A 21085-nucleotide genomic window follows, 5' to 3' on the forward strand; every position below is an offset into this window, starting at 1 on the left:
GCTCAATGCACGATGAAAACGAACGCCCGGCAAACGCCGGGCGCATTCCCATTCATTGAACCTAAGCGAGTCCGAACCAATCTTCCGGGAACTCCGCTTTCGGAGAAAGTCGCGGCAGGAAAGGAGGATATGTCATGTCGCACACACGCTCGTTCCTTGATCCCTTCATCGTTGCTCGGCACCCGCAGCTTGAGCCCGAAGTGAAGCCCGCCATCCTTGCATCCTGGGCGTCCGATCGCTCCGCCGTCGAGGGCCAACCGGCCCTCCGTCGCCCGCCAGCATCCCGGTGCCGGTCGACGATGTGATGGCAGCGCTGCGCTGGCTCGATCGCGCTGAGCGCGGCGCGGGCCTGGCATCCTTGGTTCGTCAGGAACAACCCGGTATCGGTGCCATCCTCGCCGGGAATATCGAAACTGCGACACGGAAGGCGGGCGATCTCTGCGATGATCAGCCTTCGATCTCAAAACCCTATGATCACCGGTTCGTGCTGAATCGGATTCGCCGTGCCGTAGCGGCGCGCGAGCGGAGCTGCGATCCGCCCCGGACATCGGCGTTACGGCGCGCTGCTGACACAGAATAGCGATTATCAGCTTCTTGCCATGACAACATGACGCGTCGAGCTTAGGAGCAACCAGCGCGCTCATCCCCCAAGAGGCGTGCCCACTCCCGGCGGCAGCGTCTTGCGGCGCCTTGCCGCCGGGAGACCAGAGGGAGCGCCGCCCCGTTCGCAAGAGCGGTCATCTCGCAAAGTTCGGCACATGATGCCGGGTCGCTTACCCCCCTCTCGCCGAGCACCTGCCTTGCCTGTTGTGATGCGGCGGTATTTCGGCCTTGACCTTGGACCATGGTCCTACCCGTAGAAGGTCTCCCCTTTGAAGCTGTGCCCGCTGGGGTGCGCAGCAATGCCAACACGTCCGGGGGGCCATGGAGAGCAAGCGCGTCGTTCATGTCATTGATGACGAAGAAACAATCAGGAAAGCTGTAGGATTCACATTAAGGACAGCGGGATTTGCCGTCGAGACCTATGGCTCGGGAGTCGACTTTCTGAAAATTGCAGATGAAGCTGAAAGAGGTAGCATCGTTCTCGACATGCACATGCCGGACATGAACGGTCTACAGGTTCAGGCAGCGCTGACGCAGATGGATATAAGCATGCCAGTCGTGATGCTGACCGGCAACGGAGACATTGCGCTTGCTGTCCAAGCGATGAAGGCGGGTGCTGTCGATTTCCTGGCCAAACCTATCGAACGGGCGCTGCTGCTCGATGCGATAGACCGAGCGTTCGCGCGCATCGACACGGCCGAGGGGCGCGCTCTCGAAGAAGCCGAGGCATGCCGACAGGTCGATCTACTGACACCGCGCGAACGGGATGTTCTCGAAGGCCTTGCGCAAGGCCTTCCGAACAAGACCATCGCCTATGATCTGGGCATTTCTTCACGGACGGTCGAAGTCCATCGCGCGAGCATCATGTCCAAGCTTGGAGTCCGTACCCTTGCCGAAACCTTGCGGATCGCCTTTGCGGCTGGAATGGGAAGGCCGCTGTAGGTAAAGGCGGCCAGGGCTGCTGCGGTTGAATCTCTGCGTGTCACCTGATGGCGCGGACATAGTGCCTGCCGGGATGCATCGACGTTGTTCATCAGCTTTTGGCGGAATTTTCGTGAGCCCAGGCGAAGGGTCGCGCTTGATTGCTATCGCGAAAGGAGATGAAACTCTTCCAACAGCTGGGCGATCTCTGTGCCTTCAAGCTTCTTCATCAACAGCTTGCGCAGGAAGGACGGGCCGGGAATGTCGATCCCTTTGCCATCCCTGAGCGGCCCGATTGTGGCCAGAAGCGTGCGGATATCATAGGTTGAGTTGAACACTTCCGGCACGCCGCGTTCGACCTTCATCAGGGTGTAGACGGCCTCCATCGGCGTGCGCACCGAATATTCCGTCGTGAAGATACAATCACGCTGCTTCGACTCGGCAAACTGGCCGACAAAGGCGAAGTTGACCGCGCCCTCGGGCACCACGTCCGGCCGGTCGCCGGCCTGGCGCGGCATGAAGAAGGCGGTGATGTAGGGCATCATCACCGGCACGGTCTTCGCCCCCGTCGCGGCGAGGCCGGGGATGTCCTCGACCGGCACGCCGAGATGATAAAGCCATTCCTGCGTGATCTCCTCGCCCGTGCAGTCCTGCATCGGCTTCTTCACATAGTCGCCCGGCCGGTCGACGAACAAGGCATAGAACCAGGCGACGATCTGGTCCTTCGGCTGTTTCCTGAAGTGGGGTTGCCGGCTGACCGTCCAGCTCAGCAGCCAGCTCGAGTCCTTGACCGTGACGATGCCGCCAGTCACCACCGTGCCGCTGAACGGATCGCGCCTGGCGATCTTGCGAATGTACGCCGGAATGCGCGCGTCGAGCGTGGTGATGGTCGCCGACGCCCATTTGGTTTCCGGGATGTGCGATCCGAACACGTCGGGACGACCAAAGGCCGGGTCCTTGGCCGCGATCCGGCGCCACAGGTCCCAGGCCGGCGCCGGCCCCTCATTCAGCCTGGCCGGTGTATGATGATCGCCATTGTCGGAATTTTCGGTCAGCGATCCGATGGTGATGAAGACGAGATCATCGGCGCCGAGATCGACGCCGCCTTCGACGCCGTTTTCGATCCAGGCAATCCGGGTCGCCTGCTTGCGGCCGGGCTGGATGTCGAAATCGACGTCGGTGACCTCGACGCCGTAGCGAAATCTGACACCGCGATCCTGCAACCATTTGACCAACGGCAGGACCATCGATTCATATTGGTTGTAGCGGTTGAACTTGAGCGAGGAAAAATCCGCCAGACTGCCGATATGGTGGATGAAGCGATGCAGATAGAGCTTCATCTCGAGCGCGGAATGCCATTCCTCGAAGGCGAACATGGTGCGCCAGTAGAGCCAGAAATTGCTCCTGAGGAAATCATCGCCGAAGACTTCGTTGATCCGCTTGTTCTCCATCTCCTCCCGCGTCGCGAGGAAGACGGAGATCAGATCTTTTTGCGCGCGACCGCCGAGTGTCAGCAAAGCCTTGTCGGGCACATCCTGGCCCTGGTTCTGCGTCACGCGTTGAAGCGAAAAATTGGGATCGTCCTTGTTGAGCCGGTAGAATTCGTCGAGCACACTCGCATCCTCGATCTCCAGCGAAGGGATCGAGCGATAGAGATCCCAGAGGCATTCGAAATGCTCCTCCATCTCGCGCCCTCCGCGGATGACGAACCCCTTTTCGGGGACGTCGAGGCCGTCGAGCGCGCCGCCGGGAACATGCAGCTCCTCAAGGATGGTAATATGCTCGCCGGCGACGCCGCCGTCGCGGATCAGGAACGCCGCGCCTGCCAGTCCCGCAAGACCCGAGCCGACGAACCAGGCCGTCTTCCTGTCAGCGCCCTCAGGTTTGCGGGGCCGCACGAAAGCTTCGTAGTTCCCGCTACTATAGTGCATGCTCAACTCCATCCTTGATCCCGACGACAATGGCGGTTCTGCGGTTTCTTGCTGAACAGCAGAAATGCCTGCCCTGCATTCATTCTCGCCGATGTCGCCCGCCGCTCAGTTCGACGACTTCACTGGTGATCTGATCCTGACGCGTGAGGCGCTCCTCGAGGCGCAGGGCCTCGCCCTTGCGATCGATGTGGCTGCGGGCGGTCGCCATGGTGCGCAGCCGTGCCTCATTCTCGGCGACGAACGTCTCGACCGCAGCCGCGCAGATGTGGGCGAAGACATATTCCGCGGTCAGGTCGCCGATAAGGTCCGCCGCGTTGATATTGACGAGCGGCGGCAAATCCGCCGTGGACGCGGGGAAAGTGTCGAGGTCGAGCGGCAGGAGGCTCGCGCGCACGATCGAGACGCCCTTGCCGCTGCTCCAGACCGGATAAGCCATGGTGATGGGCACCGCGCCGACCTCGTCCAGATAGTCGTACAGCGCGTCGATGATGCTTGTCGCGAGTGCGGGCAGCGCATCGGCCTTGCTCGGCATGCTCGCGCTCCATGCGATGCGCAGACCGCGCTCGGCCGCAAGCGTGGCCGTGCGCGCGCCAATCAGAAGAATATGCCTGTCCTGCATGTCGGCCGCGGCGCCGTCGAGCAGCTGCTCCGGAAAGGCCCCGGCAAAGCCTTGCTCCGCACCGAACAGGATAAGGCCGCCTCTCGCACCACCGACCGCCCGCGCCGGAAAACGCGCCAGTGGCTCGTCAAGGCGGCGCGCCTGGCCAATGGCGGTGCGGGCGGTCTCCGCATAGCGTCGCACCGCAGGCAGCAGCGCGCGCGCCTGATGCGCCCGCTGCGCGGCGATGCCCTGCATGGCGTTGACCACCGCACCGAGCTGGCGGACGGTCTCGATCCGCTGGCCGATCTCGGCGAGGCGATCGCTCATGATGCAGAACCGGCCGGCTGGCTTTCGATCAGCGCTTTCACCGTCGTCATCAGAGCGGACCGCTGCGCGGTGTCGATCTGTCCAGTCCGCTCGATCTGCGCGCATAGATCGGGGACGTGATCGTCGATCCAGGCGGGCAGCCGCGTGCGGAGCGACGATATCTCCGAGACCGCCATGCCATCGAGCAACCCTTCGCCGAGCGCCACGACCAGCGCCACCTGGTCGACGACCCGTAGTGGACTCGACAGCGGTTGCACGAGCAAGGCGCGCAAGCGCTTGCCGCGTTCGATCTGGGCGCGGACACGCGGCTCGGGCTGCTCGCCGAAGCGGGTGAACATCTCGAGCTCGAGGAACTGCGCATAGTCGAGGCGCATGGTCCCGCTCGCGTCGCGCAGGACGCGAAGCTGCGTCTTGCCGCCGACCCGGCTCACGCTCGTGCCCACATCGATGGCGGGCTTGTGCCCCTGCGCGAACAGCTTCGCGTCGAGAATAATCTGACCGTCGGTGATCGAGATCAGATTGGTCGGGATATAGGCGCTGACGTTGCCGGCATCGGTCTCCGCGATCGGCAGAGCCGTGAGCGAACCGCCCCCCTTCTCCGTCGAGAGACGCGCCGCACGTTCGAGCAGGCGGGAATGGAGGAAAAAGACGTCGCCGGGATAGGCCTCGCGCCCGGGCGGCTGTCCGGTCAGCAGGGCGATCTCGCGATGGGTCGCGGCATGCTTGGTGAGATCGTCGAGCACCACCACCGCATGGCCGCCACCATCCCGAAAATACTCGGCCATCGTGAAGCCCGCGAACGGCGCGATCCATTGCAGCCCCGGCGCCGCGGCGGGGCTCGCCACGACGAAGATGGTGCGGTCCGGCGCGCCATGCCGCCGCACCTGGTCGACCACGCGCGCGACCGCCGAGCTTTTCTGGCCGATCGCGACATAGACGCAGATCATGTCGCTGGTGCGCTGGTTGATGATCGTGTCGACCGCGAGCGCCGTCTTGCCTGTGGCGCGGTCGCCGAGAATGAGTTCGCGCTGCCCCCGGCCGATGGCGAACATCGCATCGATTGCGAGCGTGCCGGTCTGCACCGGCTGGACGACGAGGTCGCGTTCGATGATCGCCGGCGCCGGCCGTTCGACAGGATCGAAGCGCCTGGCCCGGATCGGCGCGCCCCCATCGAGCGGACGGCCGAGCGGATCGACGACTCGGCCAAGCAATGCCTCGCCAACCGGCACGCGCACCACCTCGCCCGAGCCGGTTACGGTGTCTCCTGCCTCCACCTGGGCGGCATCGTCGAGCAGCACGCAGCCGATCCGGTCCCGGTCGAGCGTGTGGACGAATCCGGTCTGGCCCCGGGCGAAATAGAGCAATTCGTCGAGGCGCGCGTCCGGAAGGCCCGAGACCATGGCAACGCCGTCGCCGATCGATTCCACCCGGCCAATTGCATCGACACGCGGCCCGAGATTGGCGCGCGTGATGCAGCTCTGGGCCTGCGTCAGCCAGTCTTCAGGCGATCCGGGCATGATCGTCTTCATTGAGGCTCTCAACCATGGCGTCGAGATCGGCGCGCCAGCTGTTGCGCACGACGGCGTGGGGCGTGCGAAGCTCCGCGCCGGCGATGAGATCTGGATCGACTGCGAAGATCGGGGTCGCGGTATCCGGCAGGATTTCGCCAAGCGCGCGCGCTACCTGCGTCTGCAGATCGGCCGTCAGCGGCGCGGGCGTCGCGACGGTGACGGGCCCGGCGGCCGCCAGGCTGCGGCGATCCGCCTCGGAAAGGTCTCCGAGCCGCGCCTTGAGCGCGTCGACCATGGCCTGCACCGTCTGCTCGGGCGGGAGACGAGCGAGCAACGTGCCTGCCATCGAGGCGGCGAGGTTCGCTGCCTTTTCCCGCCACTGCGCCGCCACCCGCCCGCGTTCGGCATCGATCGCCGCATGGCCTTGCTCGACGACGGCGTCCGCCTCGAGCCTGGCCTGCGCGAGGAGGCGCTGGCGCTCCGCTTCGGCCTCGGTCCGGATCTCGGCGCGGCGAGCCGCCGCATCCGCGACGAAGCCGTCATTCTGCGTTTTGAGCGCCTGCGCTTCGGCCTGTGCCCGGTCCTTTGCCTCCCGCGCTTCGTCGAGCAGCGCCTGGGCCGATGCCTGGCGGGCAGCGATGGCATCCATCACCGGACGGAACAGGAAGCGTCCGAGCAGCCACACGAGGATGAGGACATTGACCGCCTGCAGCGCGAGCGTCCACCAGTCGATCCGCATGTCAGGCGAACGGGTTGGCGAAGAGCAGCAGCAGCGCGATCACGAGGCAGTAGATCGCCATCGTCTCGATCATCGCGAGGCCCACGAACAGCGTGCGCGAGACGGTGTTGGCGGCTTCGGGCTGGCGCGCGATCGCGTCCATCGCGGCGGCGACGGCCCTGCCCTGCCCGAGCGCCGGGGCGATTGCGCCGATCGAGATCGCGAAAGCGGCTCCGAGGATGCTGGCGAGATGGATCCAGTTCATGCGGGGGACTCCTGTTTGGATGGCGGGCGGGCGCCGTTCTCGCTGATAGCGCTCCCGATAAAGACCATGGCGAGCGCGCCGAAAATGTAGGCCTGGACCGCGCCGGTCAGCATTTCGAGCGCCATGAGCGGGATCGGGACGAGCAGCCCGGCGAGGCTCAGCACGACGCCGATCATGAAGACGCCGCTCATGACGTTGCCGAACAGGCGCACCATCAGCGAGAAGCTGCGGGTGAAGAGCTCGACGATATTGAGCGGGGCGAGCAGGATCGAGGGGCGCGCGAAGGTCGCGAGATAGGCCCTGGGCCCGAGCGCGCGGACGCCGAACCAGAGCGTCGCGCCGAAGACGATCAGCGCCAGCGCCGCGTCGGTTTCGAGGGTCGCGGTCGGCGGCTCGACGCCGGGGATCAGCGACGACCAGTTGGCGACCAGCAGGAACAGGAACAGCGTGCCGATCAGCGGCAGATAACGCTGCGGTTCCGCCTCCATCGTCTCGCGGATCTGGCCGGCGACGGTCTCGACGACCAGCTCGAGCGCCGCTTGGGCTCGGGTTGGGCGTAACGCAAGGCGGCGGGTCAGCAGCCAGCTTCCGATTGTAAGGAAGGCCATGATGCCCCAGGTCGTGGCGACCGGCTGGCTGATCGGCACCGGACCGATCGCGAACAGCACATGGCTTTCAAGTGGTGACGCGAATTTCATCGGGCGCCTCCGAGCCGGTGGAGCATGATCTGGCGCCCGCCCATGAAGCCGGTTGTTGCGGCAAGAAGCGCCGGCCACCCTTGCCGGCTGGCGATGACGAGAACCAGAATAGTGACGGCGAGACGCCCGAGCCTGAGCAGGATCGCGCGCGATGCCGGGCCGCCATGGGTGACGAGGTCGGCTTCTCTGGCGATGGCCGCGAAATGGGCGAGGCCGACCGCAAATCCGAGGGCCAGGAACAGGATGGGGGAGAGCTGGCTCATTGCCGGTGCATCCAGCGCCAGCCCGACCAGCAGCCGAGGGCGAGCCCGACGAGCAGGAGCGGCGCGGTCCAGAAGATGCCGCTATCCAGCCGGTGGTCGAGCCAGCGGCCGATCGCGAGACCGACCAGCGCGGGCAGGACGATCTGCCAGCCGAGCACGCCGATCTGGCCGAGATTGCGGGCGACGGAAGGAAGCCGCTGCGCAAGCCGCCGCCGTTCCGCGCGGGTCCGGATGGCTTCGACGATCGGCTGCTCGGGCTTGTCCGCGGTCACAGACCAAGCTCCCGGCCACCACCCTGCAGGGCCTCGACCATATGGCGGATCGCCTGCATCCTGAGCTTCGCCGACGCGGTCCGTTCGGATCGTTCGCCCTCGTCGCGCTCGCGGTAGCGCGCGAGCACGTCATGCTCGAGCGTTCCGAGGTCATCGCCGACATGGCCTTCGCGCGTCGCGACCGCGACCCCCGTGCCGTGGCTTACGGTCAGAATGCCGTTGCGCACCGCGCAATAGCCTGGAGCGCCATCGGCGCCCCGCCAGGAGACGATCGAGACGCCAAGCGCGGTCAGGAAATCGGCGTGGCCCGACAGGATGCCGAAACTGCCGCTGGCATCCTCGGCGCGAACCGACCTGACGTCCGTGTCGACGAGGATCGCGGTCGGATCGGTGATCCGCAGCTTCATGCGCCCTGCCCCACGCGAGAGCGTGCCTCTTCAATATCGCCTACCATGTAGAAGGCGCTCTCGGGCCAGTCGTCGGTCGCGCCGGCCAGGATGGCCGCGACGCCCTTCAGCGTATCGGCCAGCCCCACAGAACGGCCGGCTTGCCCGGTGAAGGCCTGGGTCACCATGAAGGGCTGGGTCAGGAAGCGCTGCAGCCGCCGCGCCCTGCCGACGATCAGCCGATCCTCGCGGCCCAGCTCCTCGATACCGAGCAGCGAGATGATGTCCTGGAGCTCGCGATAATGCGCGATCGTCTCCCGGACCTGCTGGGCGAGCGCGTAATGATGATCGCCCACGACCTGCGGATCGAGCAGGATCGACGAGGATCCCAGGGGATCGACCGCGGGATAGATGCCTTCGGCCGCCATGGCGCGCGAGAGCAGAATGGAACTGTCGAGATGGGCGGAGATGGCGGTGACCGCAGGGTCGGTGAAATCGTCGGCGGGCACATAGACCGCCTCGATCGCGGTCACCGCCGCTCCATGCACCGAGGCGATGCGCTCCTGCAGCGCGGCCACTTCGCTGGCCAGCGTCGGCTGGTAGCCGACGCGTGAAGGCATGCGTCCGAGCAGGCCGGAGACTTCGCTGCCGGCCTGGACGAAGCGGAACACATTATCCATGAGCAGCAGGACATTGCGCTTCTGCTCGTCGCGGAAATATTCGGCGATGGTGAGCGCGGTCAGCCCTACCCGCCAGCGCGCGCCCGGCGGCTCGTTCATCTGCCCGAAAACGAGCACGGTCTTGTCGATCACGCCCGAGCCGCGCATGTCCGTGAGCAGCTCATGGCCCTCGCGCGATCGCTCTCCGATGCCGGCAAAGACGGAAACACCTTCATAGCGCGCGACCATCGCGTTGATGAGTTCCATCACCAGCACGGTCTTCCCCACCCCCGCGCCCCCGAACATCGCCGCCTTGCCACCCTGGGCGAGCGGCGCGAGCAGATCGATGACCTTGATGCCAGTCTCGAACATCGCCGTCGCCGCGTTCTGGTCTTCGAGCGGCGGGGGTGCGCGGTGAATGGGCCTCAATGGAACATCCGGCCCAAGCGGCGCGCCGCCGTCACCCACCTGCCCGGTCGGCGTAAGGAGCCGCCCCAGAACCTTGTCTCCGACCGGGACCGCGATGGGGGCGCCCAAGGCCGTCACGCCGACATTACGAGCGAGACCGGAGGTCGGCTGAAGCGCGACGGCGCGGACGGTGCGGTCATCGATATGGCTCTGCACTTCCGCGACCAGCGGGCCTGACGATGCATCGACGCGCAGCGCTTCATTGACCGCGGGCAGCGGCCCTTCGTCGAACTCGACGTCGAGGACGGGACCGCGCAGCGCCGCAATCCGGCCGAGCCTGGCTATGGACGGTATCACGCCCATGCCGGTTGCCGGGTCAGACCATAATCATGCCCGACCGTGCCGCGATCATGACGGGACGGGTAGAAGTCGCTGCCCGCGGGCACGACATGGACGACAAGCCAAAAGTGCATTGGCTGAGCGTCGCAGGCAAGCCGCAGATTCGGCATACGTAGAGTTACCGATTCTCTCTGATTCAGCCTCGCCGAATAACGGCGGCGCGACGCGATGGGCCTCAGGCCAGGGCGCTATGCCCGATATGCCAGAGCTCAAACGCGAAGAGAAAGGTTCACCGTTTCATGCCCTATCCCGTTGATCAACTCGCCGCGCTCGCCAAAGCGAATGTCGGCCTGATGCTGAAGCTCGCCGAAGTCGCCCGGAAAGGTGGCGAAGAGTCGCTCGAGGTCGGCAACCGCGCCGCCGGCCGCTTCGCCGAAGAGGCGCGTGCCTCGATTGCGGGCGCGACGGACAAGACGTCGGACGCCGGCGCGGTCAGCCCGGCCGGACCGCGGGCACTGTTCGAGGACATGGCCACGGTCCGCGAGCATATGATTGCCGGCACAAGATCGGCGTTCGAGGAATGGCAGCAGGCCTGGCAGGCCGTCGCGAGCGCTCCGACGGCTCCCGGGGCGCTGGATGCCTTTGCTGCCATTGTCGGACCATGGTTCGGGCAGAAAAGCCCGGGCGACGGCGAGAAGCAGGCCACCAGCGACAAATAGGATAGCCCCCGATCGCGGCGAGCCGCCCTAGCCGAGCAGGTGCTGACCGCCATCGACCGGAATGATCGTGCCGGTGATATGGCGGCCGGCATCGCTCACCAGAAAGGCGGCGAGCCCTCCGACATCCTCGATGGTCACGAGCTGGTGCTGCGGGACCGTCGCCGCGGCCCGTTCGAGCAGCTCGTCGAAGCGGTCGATGCCGCTGGCAGCGCGGGTCGCGATCGGGCCTGGCGAGATCGCATGGGCGCGAATGCCCTTGGGGCCAAGCTCAGCCGCGACATAGCGGGTCGCGCTTTCGAGGGCCGCTTTGACCGGCCCCATCAGGTTGTAGTGCTCGACCACCCGCTCCGACCCGTAGAAGGTGACGCACAGCAGGCGGCCGCCATCCGACATCAGCGGCTCGGCGAGACGCGCCATGCGCAGGAAGCTGTGGCACGAGACGTCCATCGCCAGCGCGAAGCCTTCGGCCGAGCTGTCGACGACGCGGCCGTGCAAATCCTCCTTCGGCGCGAAAGCGATCGAGTGAAGCAGGAAATCGAGGCCGCCCCATTCGGACTTCACCCGCTCGAACAGGGCCTCCACTTCGCCCGGCACCCGGACATCGCACGCGGCGAGCCATTCGACTCCCAGGGTCTCCGCGACGGGCGCCACGAACGGCTCGGCCTTTCCGTTGAGATAGGTCGCCGCCAGTCTCGCCCCACAGTCGTGAAAGGCCTGGGCGCAACCCGCCGCGATGCTATGCGCGTTGGCGATACCGATCACCAGGCCGCGCTTGCCAGTAAGATCGACGAGAGGTTTCATGCTTTCGGCTCCTCACGCAGCAGATCGGCGGCGTGGATAGCGATCATCCTTTCCTCATCGGTCGGGATGACGCGGACGGCGACACGGCTGGACGGCGCGCTGATGACTGCATCTCCTCGGAGGTTCGCGTCCGCGTCGAGGTCCACGCCGAGCCAGCCGAGCCGACCGGCGACGCGGGCGCGAATTTCAGGCGAATTCTCGCCGATCCCGGCAGTGAACACGAATGTGTCGAGACCCCCGAGCGAGGACGCGAGAGCGCCGGCCTGGCGCGCGATCTGCCAGACGAAGAGCTCGATCGCTTCCCCAGCGGCGGGCGTTTCGCTGCCGAGAAGCGCGCGCATGTCGCTGGAGACGCCGGACACGCCCAAAAGGCCGGACTCACTGTAGAGGAGATGCTCGACTTCACGCGCCGTCATGCCCCTCTGCTGGAAAAGATAGAGCACCGCGCCCGGGTCGAGCGCGCCGCAGCGCGTACCCATCACCAGCCCGTCGAGCGCGGTGAACCCCATCGTCGTGTCGATGCTGCGCCCCCCGGCCATCGCGCAAAGGCTGGCCCCGTTGCCGAGATGCGCGGCGATCGTGCGGCCACCGCCTGTATCGGGATCGATCGAACGCAGCTGCCGCGCGATATATTCGTAGGAGATGCCGTGAAAACCGTAGCGCCGCATGCCCTCTTCGCCAAGCGCGCGCGGCAGCGCGAGGCGCGTCGCGATCGGGGGCTGGCCATGATGGAAGCCGGTGTCGAAGCAGGCGACTTGCAGCACAGCGGGGCGCAGCCTGGAGACGGCGCGGACCGCGGCGAGATTATGGGGCTGATGCAATGGCGCCAGTGGGCAAAGCGCCTCGAGCGCGGCGAGGAGTGGCGCGTCGACCCGCGCCGGCGCTGAATAGTCGGTGCCGCCATGAACGATCCGATGGCCGACCGCGATCAGATCGTCGCCGACCGAGGCTTCGATCTCCCGCAGCAAATCCTCGAGCAGCGTCTCGTGCGTGATCGTGCCGTCTTTCGTCCAGCGCCGCTCGGCAAGGACATCCCCCTTCGCATCGCGCGCGATCAGGTGCGGCTCAAGGCCGATATTCTCGATCTTGCCGCTCGCCAGCAAAGAGGGCTCATCAGTGCCCGGCTCGGCGTAGAGCGCGAACTTAAGGCTCGACGAACCGGCGTTGAGGCACAGGATTTCAGCCATCGCGGCGCTGTCCCGCAACGCCGGGAGCCGCCTTGGTCGCAGCCCGCGCCAGCAGCACCGCGAGCGCGCAGGAGGCGAGGCGCGTGCGCACGCTGTCTGCCCGGCTGGTGAGGATGATCGGAGCGCGCGCGCCGAGCACCACGCCTGCGGCATCGGCGCCGCCCAGGAAGGTCAGCTGCTTTGCGAGCATGTTGCCGGCCTCCAGATCGGGCACCAGCAGGATGTCCGCCTGGCCGGCGACCGGCGAGACGATACTTTTCTCGCGCACGGCCGCCTCGCTGATCGCATTATCGAGGGCGAGCGGGCCATCGAGCAGCGCGCCTTCGATCTGGCCCCGGTCCGCCATCTTGCAGAGCGCCGCGGCATCCAATGTGGTGCGCATTTTCGGATTGACCGTTTCGACGGCGGCGAGGATCGCGACCCTGGGCTGTTCGATCCCGATCACATGGGCAAGGTCGATCGCGTTGCGCGCGATGTCGGCCTTGTCCTCAAGCGTCGGCTCGATGTTGATCGCGGCGTCGGTGATGATGAGCGGGCGCGGATAGCCGGGCACGTCCATCACATAGGCGTGGCTGATCCTGCGTTCGGTCCGAAGGCCCGTGTCGGACGATACGACCGCGCCCATGAGCTCGTCAGTATGAAGCGAGCCCTTCATCAGCAGCGCGGCTTCGCCGGCCCGCACGCGCGCGACGGCTTCGGCGGCGGCGGCGTGGCTGTGCGGGACGTCGATCACCCGGAAGGCCGCAATATCGACACCGGCGTCCTTCGCCGCATTCGTCATACGCGCCGCAGGGCCGATGAGAATCGGAACGACGATGCCGGCGTCGGCGGCCTCAGCCACTGCGCGCATGGCGTCGGCGCTGCACGGATGGACCACGGCCGTGACGCACGCAGATCCGTCCTTGGCGCGCGCCATCAACTGGCGGAAGCGGTCGTGGCTGGCGATCCGCACGTCGGGAAGCGGCATGCGGGGCCGGCTGACTTTCTCGGTGGGCGCCTTGACCTCGGCCTGGCCGCTGATGACGGTCTCGCCCTTCTGGTTCACACAGGTGCAGTCGAGAACGATGACATGATGCTCGGCGCGCTTCTGCGCGACGGTGACGCAGGCCGTGATGGTGTCGCCGACGCCCACCGGGCGGGTGAAGCGAAGCGATTGGCCGAGATAGATCGCACCGGGCCCTGGCAGCTCGGTTCCCAGGATCGCCGAGATGAGCCCCGCGCCCCACATGCCATGAGCGATGACCCTGTGGAACATGTCCGTTTCGGCATAGACAGGGTCGAGATGCGCCGGATTCACGTCGCCTGACACCGCCGCGAAGAGCTGGATGTCGTCGGCGGACAGCGTGCGGGTGAGGCTGGCCGTATCGCCGACGGCGATCTCGTCGAACGTGCGGTTCTCGATGAGGTTGGCGGCGGCCATGGCTCAGCGCTCCAGCACGTAGCGCCCGGGGGCATCACCGAGCGGCGGATAGTTCCGTTCGGGCGCGCCCATCGCCGGTGGGGCCGCCGCCTCGCCCGAGTGCGATCCAAGCCATGAACTCCATTCCGGCCACCACGACCCTTCGCGCACCTCGGCCCGCTCCAGCCAGGCATCGGGACCTGGCGCCGGGCCATCCTGCATCCGTGTCGCGATGCGATAATGGCGATGAGGATGCCCGGGCTCGGAGACGATCCCGGCATTGTGGCCACCGCTCGTCAGCACGAAGCGGATCTCCGCGCCCGTCAGCATGTGGAGCTTGTGGGTCGAGCGCCACGGCGCGACATGGTCGGTTTCCGTGCCCACCATGAAGATCGGCATGCGCAGCCCCGAGAGCGAGACCGGGTGGCCGCCGGCCTCGTAGCGCCCTTCGGACAGGTCATTGTCGAGGAACAGGCGCCGAAGATATTGCGCGTGCATGGCATAGGGCATGCGGGTGCCGTCGGCGTTCCATGCCATGAGGTCGGTCATCGGCTCGCGCTCGCCCATGAGATAGGTCGAGAGGATGCGCGACCAGAGCAGATCGTTGGACCGCAGCATCTGGAAGGCGCCGCCCATATGGCTGCTGTCGAGAAAGCCGCGCGCCCACATCATCGCATCGATCAGGTTGATCTCCGCCTCGTCGATGAACAGACCAAGTTCGCCCGGCTCGCTGAACTCGGTCTGGGCGGCGAACAGCGTGACGCTCGCCAGACGCTCATCTTCATCGCGCGCCATCGCGGCCGCGGTGATGGCGAGCAGCGTGCCGCCGATACAATAGCCGGCCGCGTGGATCTTCTCGGTGCCGGTAATCGCCTGGATGACATCAACGGCGGCCATCGGCCCAAGCAGGCGATAATCCTCCATGTCGAGATCGCGGTCGGCGCTGTCGGGATTGTGCCAGGAGATGCAGAACACGGTGTAGCCCTGCCCTACCAGCCAGCGGATGAGCGAATTTTCCGGCGACAGGTCGAGGATGTAATATTTCATGATCCATGCCGGCACGATCAATATCGGCTCCGGACGCACCGTCTCGGTTGCGGGCGCATATTGGATCAGTTCCATGACCCTGTTGCGAAACACGACCTTGCCAGCCGTGGCTGCGACCTTCTCGCCGACCCGATAGGCCTCCGTGCCCGCTGCGGGCTCCCCGCGTACCAGGCGTTCCAGGTCGTCGCAAAAAAATCGCGCACCCTCGACAAGGCATTGTCCTCCGGTTTCGAGGATGCGCTGCTGGAGCACGGGGTTGGTCGGGATGAAATTGGTCGGGGACACCATGTCGAGCATCTGGCGGGTCGCGAACTCGACGATCGCTTCGTGGTGCCCGGTGACGCCGCTCACGCCGGTCGTCGCGGCATGCCACCATTGCTGCTGGAGCAGGAAGGCCTGCTCGATCAGGTCGAACGGATGGCGCTTCCAGGCTGCGTCGGCGAAGCGCCGATCCTGGGGCAGCGGATCGATCGCCGGCTCGGGATCGCTGCCGGATGCGCTGCGCATGGCATAGTCGGCGAGCCGCATCAGCTTGCGCCCGCCCTTGGCGGCGAGCTGCAGCTGCCTGCCTGGCGAGCAGAGAATGTGCGTCCACCAGTCGGAAAAAGACTGCGCCAAAGTGGCGGGCGACTGGCCTGAAGTCAGCTGCGCGATGGCGGCGAAGCTCGACCGATCCAGCGTCGTGGCCAGACCGTCCAACGGGTCAGGGATATTGCTTCGACTCTGCACATTTTCGCTCCTGCTGCGGTGCAACAAGCCCTGAAGCGCAGGAAGCCTCTGCGCACTCCGTAGTCCTACGGAGGGATTGCCTCGCATATGCCAGCCCCAGAAGTCAGAGCTCAGCACGACATTGCTGTATGAAAAGCGGCCAAATACGATCAGGAGGCTCAGTGCGGTCGCACGGGCGAGCCAGCTATCCCGCCGAACCAGTCCCGCAATACCGGCGAAAGGGTCTGCGGGTTGCCGCCGATATGGCGAAGATCCTCCGCCAGCAGTGGCGGGCGGACTGCGAGGAAATATATCGCGAGGCCCGTCGTGAGAATGCCAAGTGCGATCAGCACCCCGGCCGCCAGAGCGGGTCTGGTCCGAGAGGCGGCCGGCGCTAACATTTTCTGTCGAGACTCAGTTCGGCGATGATGGGACAATCTGGCCGCTCGTCGCCATGACAGCGCTCGGCGAGATCGACGAGGGTCTCGCGCAGGGTCGTCAGCGCTTCGGCCTTGCGCTGCAATTCCTCCGCCCGCGCCAACGCGACCCGCTTTACATCGGCGCTGCTGCGGCCCGTGTCGGCCCACAGGCCGAGCAGGGTCCGGATCTCCTCGATCGGAAAACCGAGATCGCGGGCATTGGCGATGAACCGCAGGCGATGGAGGTCACTCTCGCCATAGTCGCGATAACCCGCTCCCCGGCGCGGCGGCGCCGGGATGAGGCCGATCTTCTCATAATGGCGGATCATCCGCTCCGAGACCCCGCTTTGCTTCGACGCCTCCCCGATGTTCACAGCGCTTTCCGGTTGAGGCGCAGCGCGTTGGTGACCACGCTGACCGAGGAGAGCGCCATGGCGGCGGCCGCGATGATCGGCGAGAGCAGGATGCCGAACAGCGGATAGAGCGCGCCCGCCGCCACCGGCACCCCGGCGACATTGTAGATGAAGGCGAAGACCAGGTTCTGGCGGATGTTGGACATGGTCGCCTGGCTCAGCCGCCGTGCCCGCACGATGCCCATGAGATCGCCCTTGAGCAGCGTCACGCCCGCGCTCTCGATCGCGACGTCGGTGCCCGAGCCCATGGCAATACCGACATCGGCGGCAGCCAGTGCGGGGGCGTCGTTGACCCCGTCGCCGGCCATCGCCACCACGCGCCCCTCGCTTTTCAACCGCGCGACGACGGCACTCTTCTGGTCGGGCAGTACCTCGGCTTCGACATCGTCAATGCCGAGCCGCCTTGCCACCGCCTCTGCTGTGGTGCGGTTGTCGCCGGTCAACATCACCACGCGAATGCCTTCGGCCTTGAGTGCGGCCAGGGCCTCCGGCGTCGTCTGCTTCACGGGATCGGCGATTGCAAAGGCGCCGCCGACGGTGCCGTCGACGCCGATGAAGATCGCGGTGGCGCCATCCCGGCGCAGGGCGTCGGCCTGCTCCGCCAGCGCGTCGGTTGCTATGCCCTCTTCCGAGAGGAACCGCGCATTACCGAGCACGATCCGGCGGCCGTCGACGGTGCCGAGCGCGCCGCGTCCGGTGGGGGAATCGAAGTCGGTGACGTCGCTCGTGGGGATGCCGCGATCCTTGGCGGCCTCGACGATCGCCAGCGCGAGCGGATGCTCGGAGGCCCGCTCGACCGAGGCGGCAAGCCGCAGCAGTTCGGCTTCGTCGAAGCCGGGCGCCGGCACGATCTGGGTGACGGCAGGCCGGCCTTCGGTCAGCGTGCCGGTCTTGTCGACGACGAGCGTGTCGACTTTTTCCATATGCTCGAGCGCTTCGGCATTCTTGATGAGGACGCCGAGCCCGGCGCCGCGGCCAACCCCGACCATGATCGACATCGGCGTGGCGAGACCCAGTGCGCAGGGACAGGCGATGATCAGCACGGCGACCGCCGCAACCAGCCCGTAGGCGAAGCGCGGCTCGGGGCCCCAGATGCCCCAGGCGATGAACGCGACCACCGCGACCGCGATGACCACGGGCACGAACCAGCCCGACACCTGATCGGCCATGCGCTGGATCGGCGCGCGCGAGCGCTGCGCCTCGGCGACCATCTGGACGATGCGCGCCAGCATGGTGTCCCGGCCAACCTTGTCGGCGACGATAACGAGCGCGCCGGTCTGGTTGAGCGTGCCGCCGATCACCGTGTCGGCCTTGGCCTTGGTGACGGGCATGGACTCACCGGTGACCATCGACTCGTCGAGCGAGGAACGGCCGTCCTCGACCACGCCATCGACCGGCACCTTCTCGCCGGGACGCACACGCAGGCGGTCGCCGACCGCAACGAGATCGAGGCTGATTTCCTCTTCACTGCCATCGGAACCGATCCGGCGCGCGGTCTTTGGCGCAAGGTTAAGCAGCGCCTTGATCGCGCCCGAGGTCCGCTCGCGCGCGCGCAGTTCGAGCATCTGGCCGAGCAGCACGAGGACAGTGATCACCGCGGCCGCCTCGAAATAGACGGCAACCATGCCGTCCTCTCCGCGGAAGGCGGGCGGGAACAGCTGGGGCGCGAGCGTCGCGACGACGCTGTAGATCCAGGCGACCCCGGTCCCCATCGCGATCAGGGTGAACATGTTGAGGTTGCGGGTCTTGAGCGAGGCCCAGCCACGCTCGAAGAAGGGCCAGCCCGCCCAGAGCACGACGGGTGTCGCCAGCACGAACTGGATCCATACCGAGATCGACATCGGCACGAGGCGATGGATCGCGGGAAAGAGATGCGCGCCCATCTCGAGGATCAGCACCGGGAGGGCCAGCATCAGGCCGACCCGGAAGCGCCGTGTGAAATCGACCAGCTCATGGCTGGGGCCGCTGTCGGCAGTCACGGTCGCGGGCTCGAGCGCCATGCCGCAGATCGGACAGGACCCGGGATGGTCCTGCCGAATCTCGGGATGCATAGGGCAGGTCCAGATCGTGCCTTCTGGCACCGCGACTGGCGGTGCCGGCGGGCCGAGATAGCGCTCGGGATCGGCGATGAATTTTGCCCGGCAGCCCGCGCTGCAGAAATGATAGCTTTCACCGCCATGCTCGGCATGGTGCGCAGTGATCGCAGGATCGACGGTCATGCCGCAGACCGGGTCCTTGACGCCAGCCGCTGGTTTCGCAGCGCCGTGGCTGCCGCAGCAACCGCCGCCATGCGCCGCTCCATGTGTCTCGTTCATCGCCTTGCTCCTTTCGACGCCTGACGATCTAGGGTCTGACACCGTGTCAGGGTCAATACGTAATCGCCTAAGCGGACAAATCGGCGGGCCCGTTCGCCTGGCCGCCATCAGCCAAGGTCATTGGCAACCGTAAGGCCGTGGTCCTGCGCCGGTCGATGCGCCGTAAACAAGTCGATCGCGCCGGTGATGGTCAAAAGCCGAAACGTCTCGGCCACATGCCTGAAGCCGGCCGCCGCGATCAGGCCGGGGAGCACGCCGTCGGCATTGGGCCGGGTATCATCGATGCCATCGAGCCGCTGCACGGTCAGGCGGAAGGCAAGCCGCATGAAACCCTGCTGGCGGCCATAATCGGCGATCACCAGGCGCCCACCCGGGCGCAGCATGGCGAACATGGCGCGCAGGGTTGCCGCCTTCTCCCTGACCGGCATCTGATGCAGCACGAGACTCGACACGACAGCGTCGGCGGTACCCGGGGCCACGTCCCTGGCAAATCCCTGACGCCAGTCGATATCGGCCCGCCGCACAGCGGCCTTGTGCCGCGCGATGTCGAGCGCCTCGGCATCGGGATCGAGACCGATCACCTGCGTCCTGGGCTCGGCTTGCTTGAGCATCAGCGCGAAGCTGCCGGTGCCACAGCCGACGTCGACGACCGTCTCACCGGCTTTGGGCGCCAGGGCGGCGAGCATGGCGGCACGCCACCGCTTCTCCCGCGTCCACAGGCGGATCGCGCGATCATAGTCTTTCGTCGATCCGGTCCCGAGCGGCGGGGTGTAGGATTGCATTGGCTTCTCCCAACGCGAGGCGTCCGAAACGATAAGCTACATCGACATGGGCGGCGATAGTGTCCCCAGCCAGGCGACGAGCCCGAGAATGACGATCGCAAGACCGCCTTCGACGACGAGGCTCGCGCGCAGCAGCGCCTGCGCCCGTGGCGCGTCCTCTTCCTCGATCGCCTGCGCAAGTGCCGGGGTCAGGCGATAACGGTTGAGCGCGGCCAGGCCCAGCATGCCGGCGAACAGCAGCAGCTTGGCGATGAGCAGCAGGCCGTAGGTCGACTGCCCGAGCGAGGCGATGTTGCCCGGACCGACGAGGAACCAGCCGTTCACCGTCCCGGTCAGGATCAGCAGGGCGACGATGATCGTGCCGACGAGGGAGAAGCCCCGCAACGCTTCCTCGGCGAGCGTGACCCGGTCCATGTCTTGAGCGGCGAGATCGTCGGTTGCGAGCCTGGGAAGTACCAGCGCGAGGAATGCGGCAAGCGCGCCGACCCAGGCGCCGGCGGCGAGCAGATGGATGAGATCGGCCCCCAGTTGCAGCCAGCCCGCCTCGCCTTCGCCAGCCGCGCCATGCCCACTCCAGGCGAGGGTCGCGAGTGCGACCGCGCCTGCCAGAGTGGAGGCGATGAAGGCAGGACGGGATTGCCGGCGATAGAAGGGGATGGAGAGCAGAAGAACGAGGAGCGCGACGAGGCGCGCCTTCAGCGCCGTTCCCATGGACGTGCCGTTGAACAGCTCTGCGACCATGGAAAGATCAGGCTGGGTGAGCGGCAGCCCGGTCATGGCCGCTGCCTGCAACGCGAACCCCAGCGCCGACAGCAGGAGGGCGAGACAGGCGAGACCGGCCACCATTGCTACCATCGGCAGATGCCGCTGTACCATCCGGCCGCCGCCGGGCGCATAGAGCGCGAACAGCGGCAGGCCGAACAACAGGCCGAGATCGACGTAGAGCGCCCAGCGGACGGCGACGAGTGCCACGTCGTTCATGGCGTCACTTGACGGTAAAGGCGAGATTGCCCTGGATGCGGTGCGTGTCGGTCGAGACGACGTGCCAGGCGACCTGATAGCTGCCCGCCATGAGCGGCTTGGCGAGCGTCAGCACGAGCGTCTTGTCGCCTTCGACGGACGTCTTGAAGCCGGTTACCGCCATGCGGTGGTTGGGCATGCCGGGCATGCCGGTCATCACGATCTCGGCGCCCGACAGCTTCGGCATCAGACCTTCACTGAAGGTGAGCGTTATACGCGACGGCGCCGGGACGCTGGCGTTGGCGGCGGGCGTCGAGGACACGAGCTTGGGATGGGCGTAGGCCGGAGCCGAAACACTCAGGCCGACGGCGGCGATGGCTGCGAGCGGCGAAAAGAAGCGCATTTGGACATTCTCCTGTCAGTGACATGAGAG

General features: G+C 66.2%; 23 protein-coding genes and 1 pseudogene. 4 read left to right on the forward strand and 20 right to left on the reverse strand.

The window, feature by feature from the left end:
- Nucleotides 1-134: 134 nt before the first annotated feature.
- The 3 genes and pseudogenes from SAMIE_RS21935 to SAMIE_RS21940 all read left to right on the forward strand — a co-directional run.
- Nucleotides 135-331 (forward strand): annotated as a pseudogene (locus SAMIE_RS21935) (hypothetical protein); the annotation flags it as partial.
- The gene (locus SAMIE_RS23885; RefSeq protein ID WP_140159542.1) at nucleotides 305-580 is read left to right on the forward strand and encodes a hypothetical protein; all 276 of its coding nucleotides are present in this window, start codon (nucleotides 305-307) and stop codon (nucleotides 578-580) included. The pseudogene SAMIE_RS21935 and the gene SAMIE_RS23885, both read left to right, overlap by 27 nt.
- A 344-nt stretch (nucleotides 581-924) precedes the next feature.
- The gene (locus SAMIE_RS21940; protein WP_030541612.1) at nucleotides 925-1545 is read left to right on the forward strand and encodes a response regulator transcription factor; all 621 of its coding nucleotides are present in this window, start codon (nucleotides 925-927) and stop codon (nucleotides 1543-1545) included.
- 143 nt (nucleotides 1546-1688) lie between these two features.
- On the opposite strand, the gene SAMIE_RS21945 is transcribed toward SAMIE_RS21940, so the two are convergent.
- From SAMIE_RS21945 to atpD, 10 genes are all read right to left on the reverse strand, one after another.
- Nucleotides 1689-3455 carry an oleate hydratase gene (locus tag SAMIE_RS21945; protein ID WP_066701150.1) on the reverse strand — a complete coding sequence of 589 codons (1767 nt, stop codon included), beginning with the start codon at nucleotides 3453-3455 and terminating at the stop codon, nucleotides 1689-1691.
- A gap of 79 nt (nucleotides 3456-3534) precedes the next feature.
- On the reverse strand, nucleotides 3535-4383 hold the full coding sequence (locus SAMIE_RS21950) for a F0F1 ATP synthase subunit gamma (protein ID WP_021245233.1): 849 nt from the start codon (nucleotides 4381-4383) through the stop codon (nucleotides 3535-3537).
- Nucleotides 4380-5900 carry a F0F1 ATP synthase subunit alpha gene (locus SAMIE_RS21955; protein ID WP_021245232.1) on the reverse strand — a complete coding sequence of 507 codons (1521 nt, stop codon included), beginning with the start codon at nucleotides 5898-5900 and terminating at the stop codon, nucleotides 4380-4382. Before SAMIE_RS21955 ends, SAMIE_RS21950 begins: the two co-directional genes overlap by 4 nt.
- A complete protein-coding gene (locus SAMIE_RS21960) occupies nucleotides 5884-6633 on the reverse strand; it encodes a F0F1 ATP synthase subunit B family protein (protein ID WP_021245231.1) in 750 nt (249 codons plus the stop codon). The genes SAMIE_RS21955 and SAMIE_RS21960 overlap by 17 nt, the downstream gene beginning before the upstream one ends.
- Before the next feature lies 1 nt (nucleotide 6634).
- Complete coding sequence (locus SAMIE_RS21965) at nucleotides 6635-6877, reverse strand: F0F1 ATP synthase subunit C (protein ID WP_017501321.1); 243 nt, start codon at nucleotides 6875-6877, stop codon at nucleotides 6635-6637.
- On the reverse strand, nucleotides 6874-7575 hold the full coding sequence (locus SAMIE_RS21970) for a F0F1 ATP synthase subunit A (RefSeq protein ID WP_021245230.1): 702 nt from the start codon (nucleotides 7573-7575) through the stop codon (nucleotides 6874-6876). The genes SAMIE_RS21965 and SAMIE_RS21970 overlap by 4 nt, the downstream gene beginning before the upstream one ends.
- A complete protein-coding gene (locus SAMIE_RS21975) occupies nucleotides 7572-7838 on the reverse strand; it encodes an ATP synthase subunit I (RefSeq protein WP_017501319.1) in 267 nt (88 codons plus the stop codon). The genes SAMIE_RS21970 and SAMIE_RS21975 overlap by 4 nt, the downstream gene beginning before the upstream one ends.
- Nucleotides 7835-8110, reverse strand: coding sequence for an AtpZ/AtpI family protein (locus SAMIE_RS21980; RefSeq protein ID WP_021245229.1), 276 nt, complete (start codon nucleotides 8108-8110; stop codon nucleotides 7835-7837). The genes SAMIE_RS21975 and SAMIE_RS21980 overlap by 4 nt, the downstream gene beginning before the upstream one ends.
- Complete coding sequence (locus SAMIE_RS21985; RefSeq protein WP_037448025.1) at nucleotides 8107-8517, reverse strand: F0F1 ATP synthase subunit epsilon; 411 nt, start codon at nucleotides 8515-8517, stop codon at nucleotides 8107-8109. The genes SAMIE_RS21980 and SAMIE_RS21985 overlap by 4 nt, the downstream gene beginning before the upstream one ends.
- Nucleotides 8514-9926: a F0F1 ATP synthase subunit beta gene (gene atpD / locus SAMIE_RS21990; protein WP_037448022.1), complete on the reverse strand. Its 1413-nt coding sequence runs from the start codon at nucleotides 9924-9926 to the stop codon at nucleotides 8514-8516. Before atpD ends, SAMIE_RS21985 begins: the two co-directional genes overlap by 4 nt.
- A gap of 275 nt (nucleotides 9927-10201) precedes the next feature.
- Here atpD and SAMIE_RS21995 point away from each other — a divergent pair, with 275 nt between their 5' ends.
- Nucleotides 10202-10621 carry a hypothetical protein gene (locus SAMIE_RS21995; RefSeq protein WP_017501314.1) on the forward strand — a complete coding sequence of 140 codons (420 nt, stop codon included), beginning with the start codon at nucleotides 10202-10204 and terminating at the stop codon, nucleotides 10619-10621.
- Between the two features lie 27 nt (nucleotides 10622-10648).
- Here the strand turns inward: SAMIE_RS21995 and fabI are convergent, their stop codons facing one another.
- The 10 genes from fabI to copC form a co-directional block, all read right to left on the reverse strand.
- On the reverse strand, nucleotides 10649-11422 hold the full coding sequence (gene fabI, locus SAMIE_RS22000) for an enoyl-ACP reductase FabI (protein ID WP_066701151.1): 774 nt from the start codon (nucleotides 11420-11422) through the stop codon (nucleotides 10649-10651).
- Nucleotides 11419-12609 (reverse strand): acetate/propionate family kinase, encoded by a 1191-nt coding sequence (locus SAMIE_RS22005; RefSeq protein ID WP_037448015.1) that lies wholly within the window; start codon nucleotides 12607-12609, stop codon nucleotides 11419-11421. The genes fabI and SAMIE_RS22005 overlap by 4 nt, the downstream gene beginning before the upstream one ends.
- A complete protein-coding gene (locus SAMIE_RS22010) occupies nucleotides 12602-14029 on the reverse strand; it encodes a bifunctional enoyl-CoA hydratase/phosphate acetyltransferase (RefSeq protein ID WP_066701152.1) in 1428 nt (475 codons plus the stop codon). The genes SAMIE_RS22005 and SAMIE_RS22010 overlap by 8 nt, the downstream gene beginning before the upstream one ends.
- Before the next feature lie 3 nt (nucleotides 14030-14032).
- Nucleotides 14033-15754, reverse strand: a complete 1722-nt coding sequence (locus SAMIE_RS22015) for a PHA/PHB synthase family protein (RefSeq protein WP_021245223.1) — start codon at nucleotides 15752-15754, stop codon at nucleotides 14033-14035.
- Nucleotides 15755-15942: 188 nt separating this feature from the next.
- Nucleotides 15943-16164, reverse strand: a complete 222-nt coding sequence (locus SAMIE_RS23535; protein ID WP_017501310.1) for a hypothetical protein — start codon at nucleotides 16162-16164, stop codon at nucleotides 15943-15945.
- Complete coding sequence (cueR, locus tag SAMIE_RS22025) at nucleotides 16158-16556, reverse strand: Cu(I)-responsive transcriptional regulator (protein WP_007406402.1); 399 nt, start codon at nucleotides 16554-16556, stop codon at nucleotides 16158-16160. Before cueR ends, SAMIE_RS23535 begins: the two co-directional genes overlap by 7 nt.
- A complete protein-coding gene (locus SAMIE_RS22030; protein ID WP_021245221.1) occupies nucleotides 16553-18910 on the reverse strand; it encodes a heavy metal translocating P-type ATPase in 2358 nt (785 codons plus the stop codon). Before SAMIE_RS22030 ends, cueR begins: the two co-directional genes overlap by 4 nt.
- Nucleotides 18911-19017: 107 nt before the next feature.
- Nucleotides 19018-19692: a class I SAM-dependent methyltransferase gene (locus SAMIE_RS22035; protein ID WP_017501308.1), complete on the reverse strand. Its 675-nt coding sequence runs from the start codon at nucleotides 19690-19692 to the stop codon at nucleotides 19018-19020.
- A 36-nt stretch (nucleotides 19693-19728) separates the two neighbouring features.
- Nucleotides 19729-20673 carry a copper homeostasis membrane protein CopD gene (copD, locus tag SAMIE_RS22040; RefSeq protein ID WP_007406374.1) on the reverse strand — a complete coding sequence of 315 codons (945 nt, stop codon included), beginning with the start codon at nucleotides 20671-20673 and terminating at the stop codon, nucleotides 19729-19731.
- Between the two features lie 4 nt (nucleotides 20674-20677).
- Complete coding sequence (gene copC, locus SAMIE_RS22045) at nucleotides 20678-21055, reverse strand: copper homeostasis periplasmic binding protein CopC (RefSeq protein ID WP_007406420.1); 378 nt, start codon at nucleotides 21053-21055, stop codon at nucleotides 20678-20680.
- Nucleotides 21056-21085 lie beyond the last annotated feature (30 nt).

The sequence above is a fragment of the Sphingobium amiense genome (assembly GCF_003967075.1).
In the GTDB taxonomy this organism is placed as follows: domain Bacteria; phylum Pseudomonadota; class Alphaproteobacteria; order Sphingomonadales; family Sphingomonadaceae; genus Sphingobium; species Sphingobium amiense.

What these genes read in the sequence shown, in the direction of transcription:
- SAMIE_RS23885 (WP_140159542.1), top strand. Translation starts at nt 305, where the DNA reads ATGGCAGCGCTGCGCTGGCTCGATCGCGCTGAGCGCGGCGCGGGCCTG.
- SAMIE_RS21940 (WP_030541612.1), top strand. Translation starts at nt 925, where the DNA reads ATGGAGAGCAAGCGCGTCGTTCATGTCATTGATGACGAAGAAACAATC.
- SAMIE_RS21945 (WP_066701150.1), bottom strand. Translation starts at nt 3,455, where the DNA reads ATGCACTATAGTAGCGGGAACTACGAAGCTTTCGTGCGGCCCCGCAAA.
- SAMIE_RS21950 (WP_021245233.1), bottom strand. Translation starts at nt 4,383, where the DNA reads ATGAGCGATCGCCTCGCCGAGATCGGCCAGCGGATCGAGACCGTCCGC.
- SAMIE_RS21955 (WP_021245232.1), bottom strand. Translation starts at nt 5,900, where the DNA reads ATGCCCGGATCGCCTGAAGACTGGCTGACGCAGGCCCAGAGCTGCATC.
- SAMIE_RS21960 (WP_021245231.1), bottom strand. Translation starts at nt 6,633, where the DNA reads ATGCGGATCGACTGGTGGACGCTCGCGCTGCAGGCGGTCAATGTCCTC.
- SAMIE_RS21965 (WP_017501321.1), bottom strand. Translation starts at nt 6,877, where the DNA reads ATGAACTGGATCCATCTCGCCAGCATCCTCGGAGCCGCTTTCGCGATC.
- SAMIE_RS21970 (WP_021245230.1), bottom strand. Translation starts at nt 7,575, where the DNA reads ATGAAATTCGCGTCACCACTTGAAAGCCATGTGCTGTTCGCGATCGGT.
- SAMIE_RS21975 (WP_017501319.1), bottom strand. Translation starts at nt 7,838, where the DNA reads ATGAGCCAGCTCTCCCCCATCCTGTTCCTGGCCCTCGGATTTGCGGTC.
- SAMIE_RS21985 (WP_037448025.1), bottom strand. Translation starts at nt 8,517, where the DNA reads ATGAAGCTGCGGATCACCGATCCGACCGCGATCCTCGTCGACACGGAC.
- atpD (WP_037448022.1), bottom strand. Translation starts at nt 9,926, where the DNA reads ATGGGCGTGATACCGTCCATAGCCAGGCTCGGCCGGATTGCGGCGCTG.
- SAMIE_RS21995 (WP_017501314.1), top strand. Translation starts at nt 10,202, where the DNA reads ATGCCCTATCCCGTTGATCAACTCGCCGCGCTCGCCAAAGCGAATGTC.
- fabI (WP_066701151.1), bottom strand. Translation starts at nt 11,422, where the DNA reads ATGAAACCTCTCGTCGATCTTACTGGCAAGCGCGGCCTGGTGATCGGT.
- SAMIE_RS22005 (WP_037448015.1), bottom strand. Translation starts at nt 12,609, where the DNA reads ATGGCTGAAATCCTGTGCCTCAACGCCGGTTCGTCGAGCCTTAAGTTC.
- SAMIE_RS22010 (WP_066701152.1), bottom strand. Translation starts at nt 14,029, where the DNA reads ATGGCCGCCGCCAACCTCATCGAGAACCGCACGTTCGACGAGATCGCC.
- SAMIE_RS23535 (WP_017501310.1), bottom strand. Translation starts at nt 16,164, where the DNA reads ATGTTAGCGCCGGCCGCCTCTCGGACCAGACCCGCTCTGGCGGCCGGG.
- SAMIE_RS22030 (WP_021245221.1), bottom strand. Translation starts at nt 18,910, where the DNA reads ATGAACGAGACACATGGAGCGGCGCATGGCGGCGGTTGCTGCGGCAGC.
- SAMIE_RS22035 (WP_017501308.1), bottom strand. Translation starts at nt 19,692, where the DNA reads ATGCAATCCTACACCCCGCCGCTCGGGACCGGATCGACGAAAGACTAT.
- copD (WP_007406374.1), bottom strand. Translation starts at nt 20,673, where the DNA reads ATGAACGACGTGGCACTCGTCGCCGTCCGCTGGGCGCTCTACGTCGAT.
- copC (WP_007406420.1), bottom strand. Translation starts at nt 21,055, where the DNA reads ATGCGCTTCTTTTCGCCGCTCGCAGCCATCGCCGCCGTCGGCCTGAGT.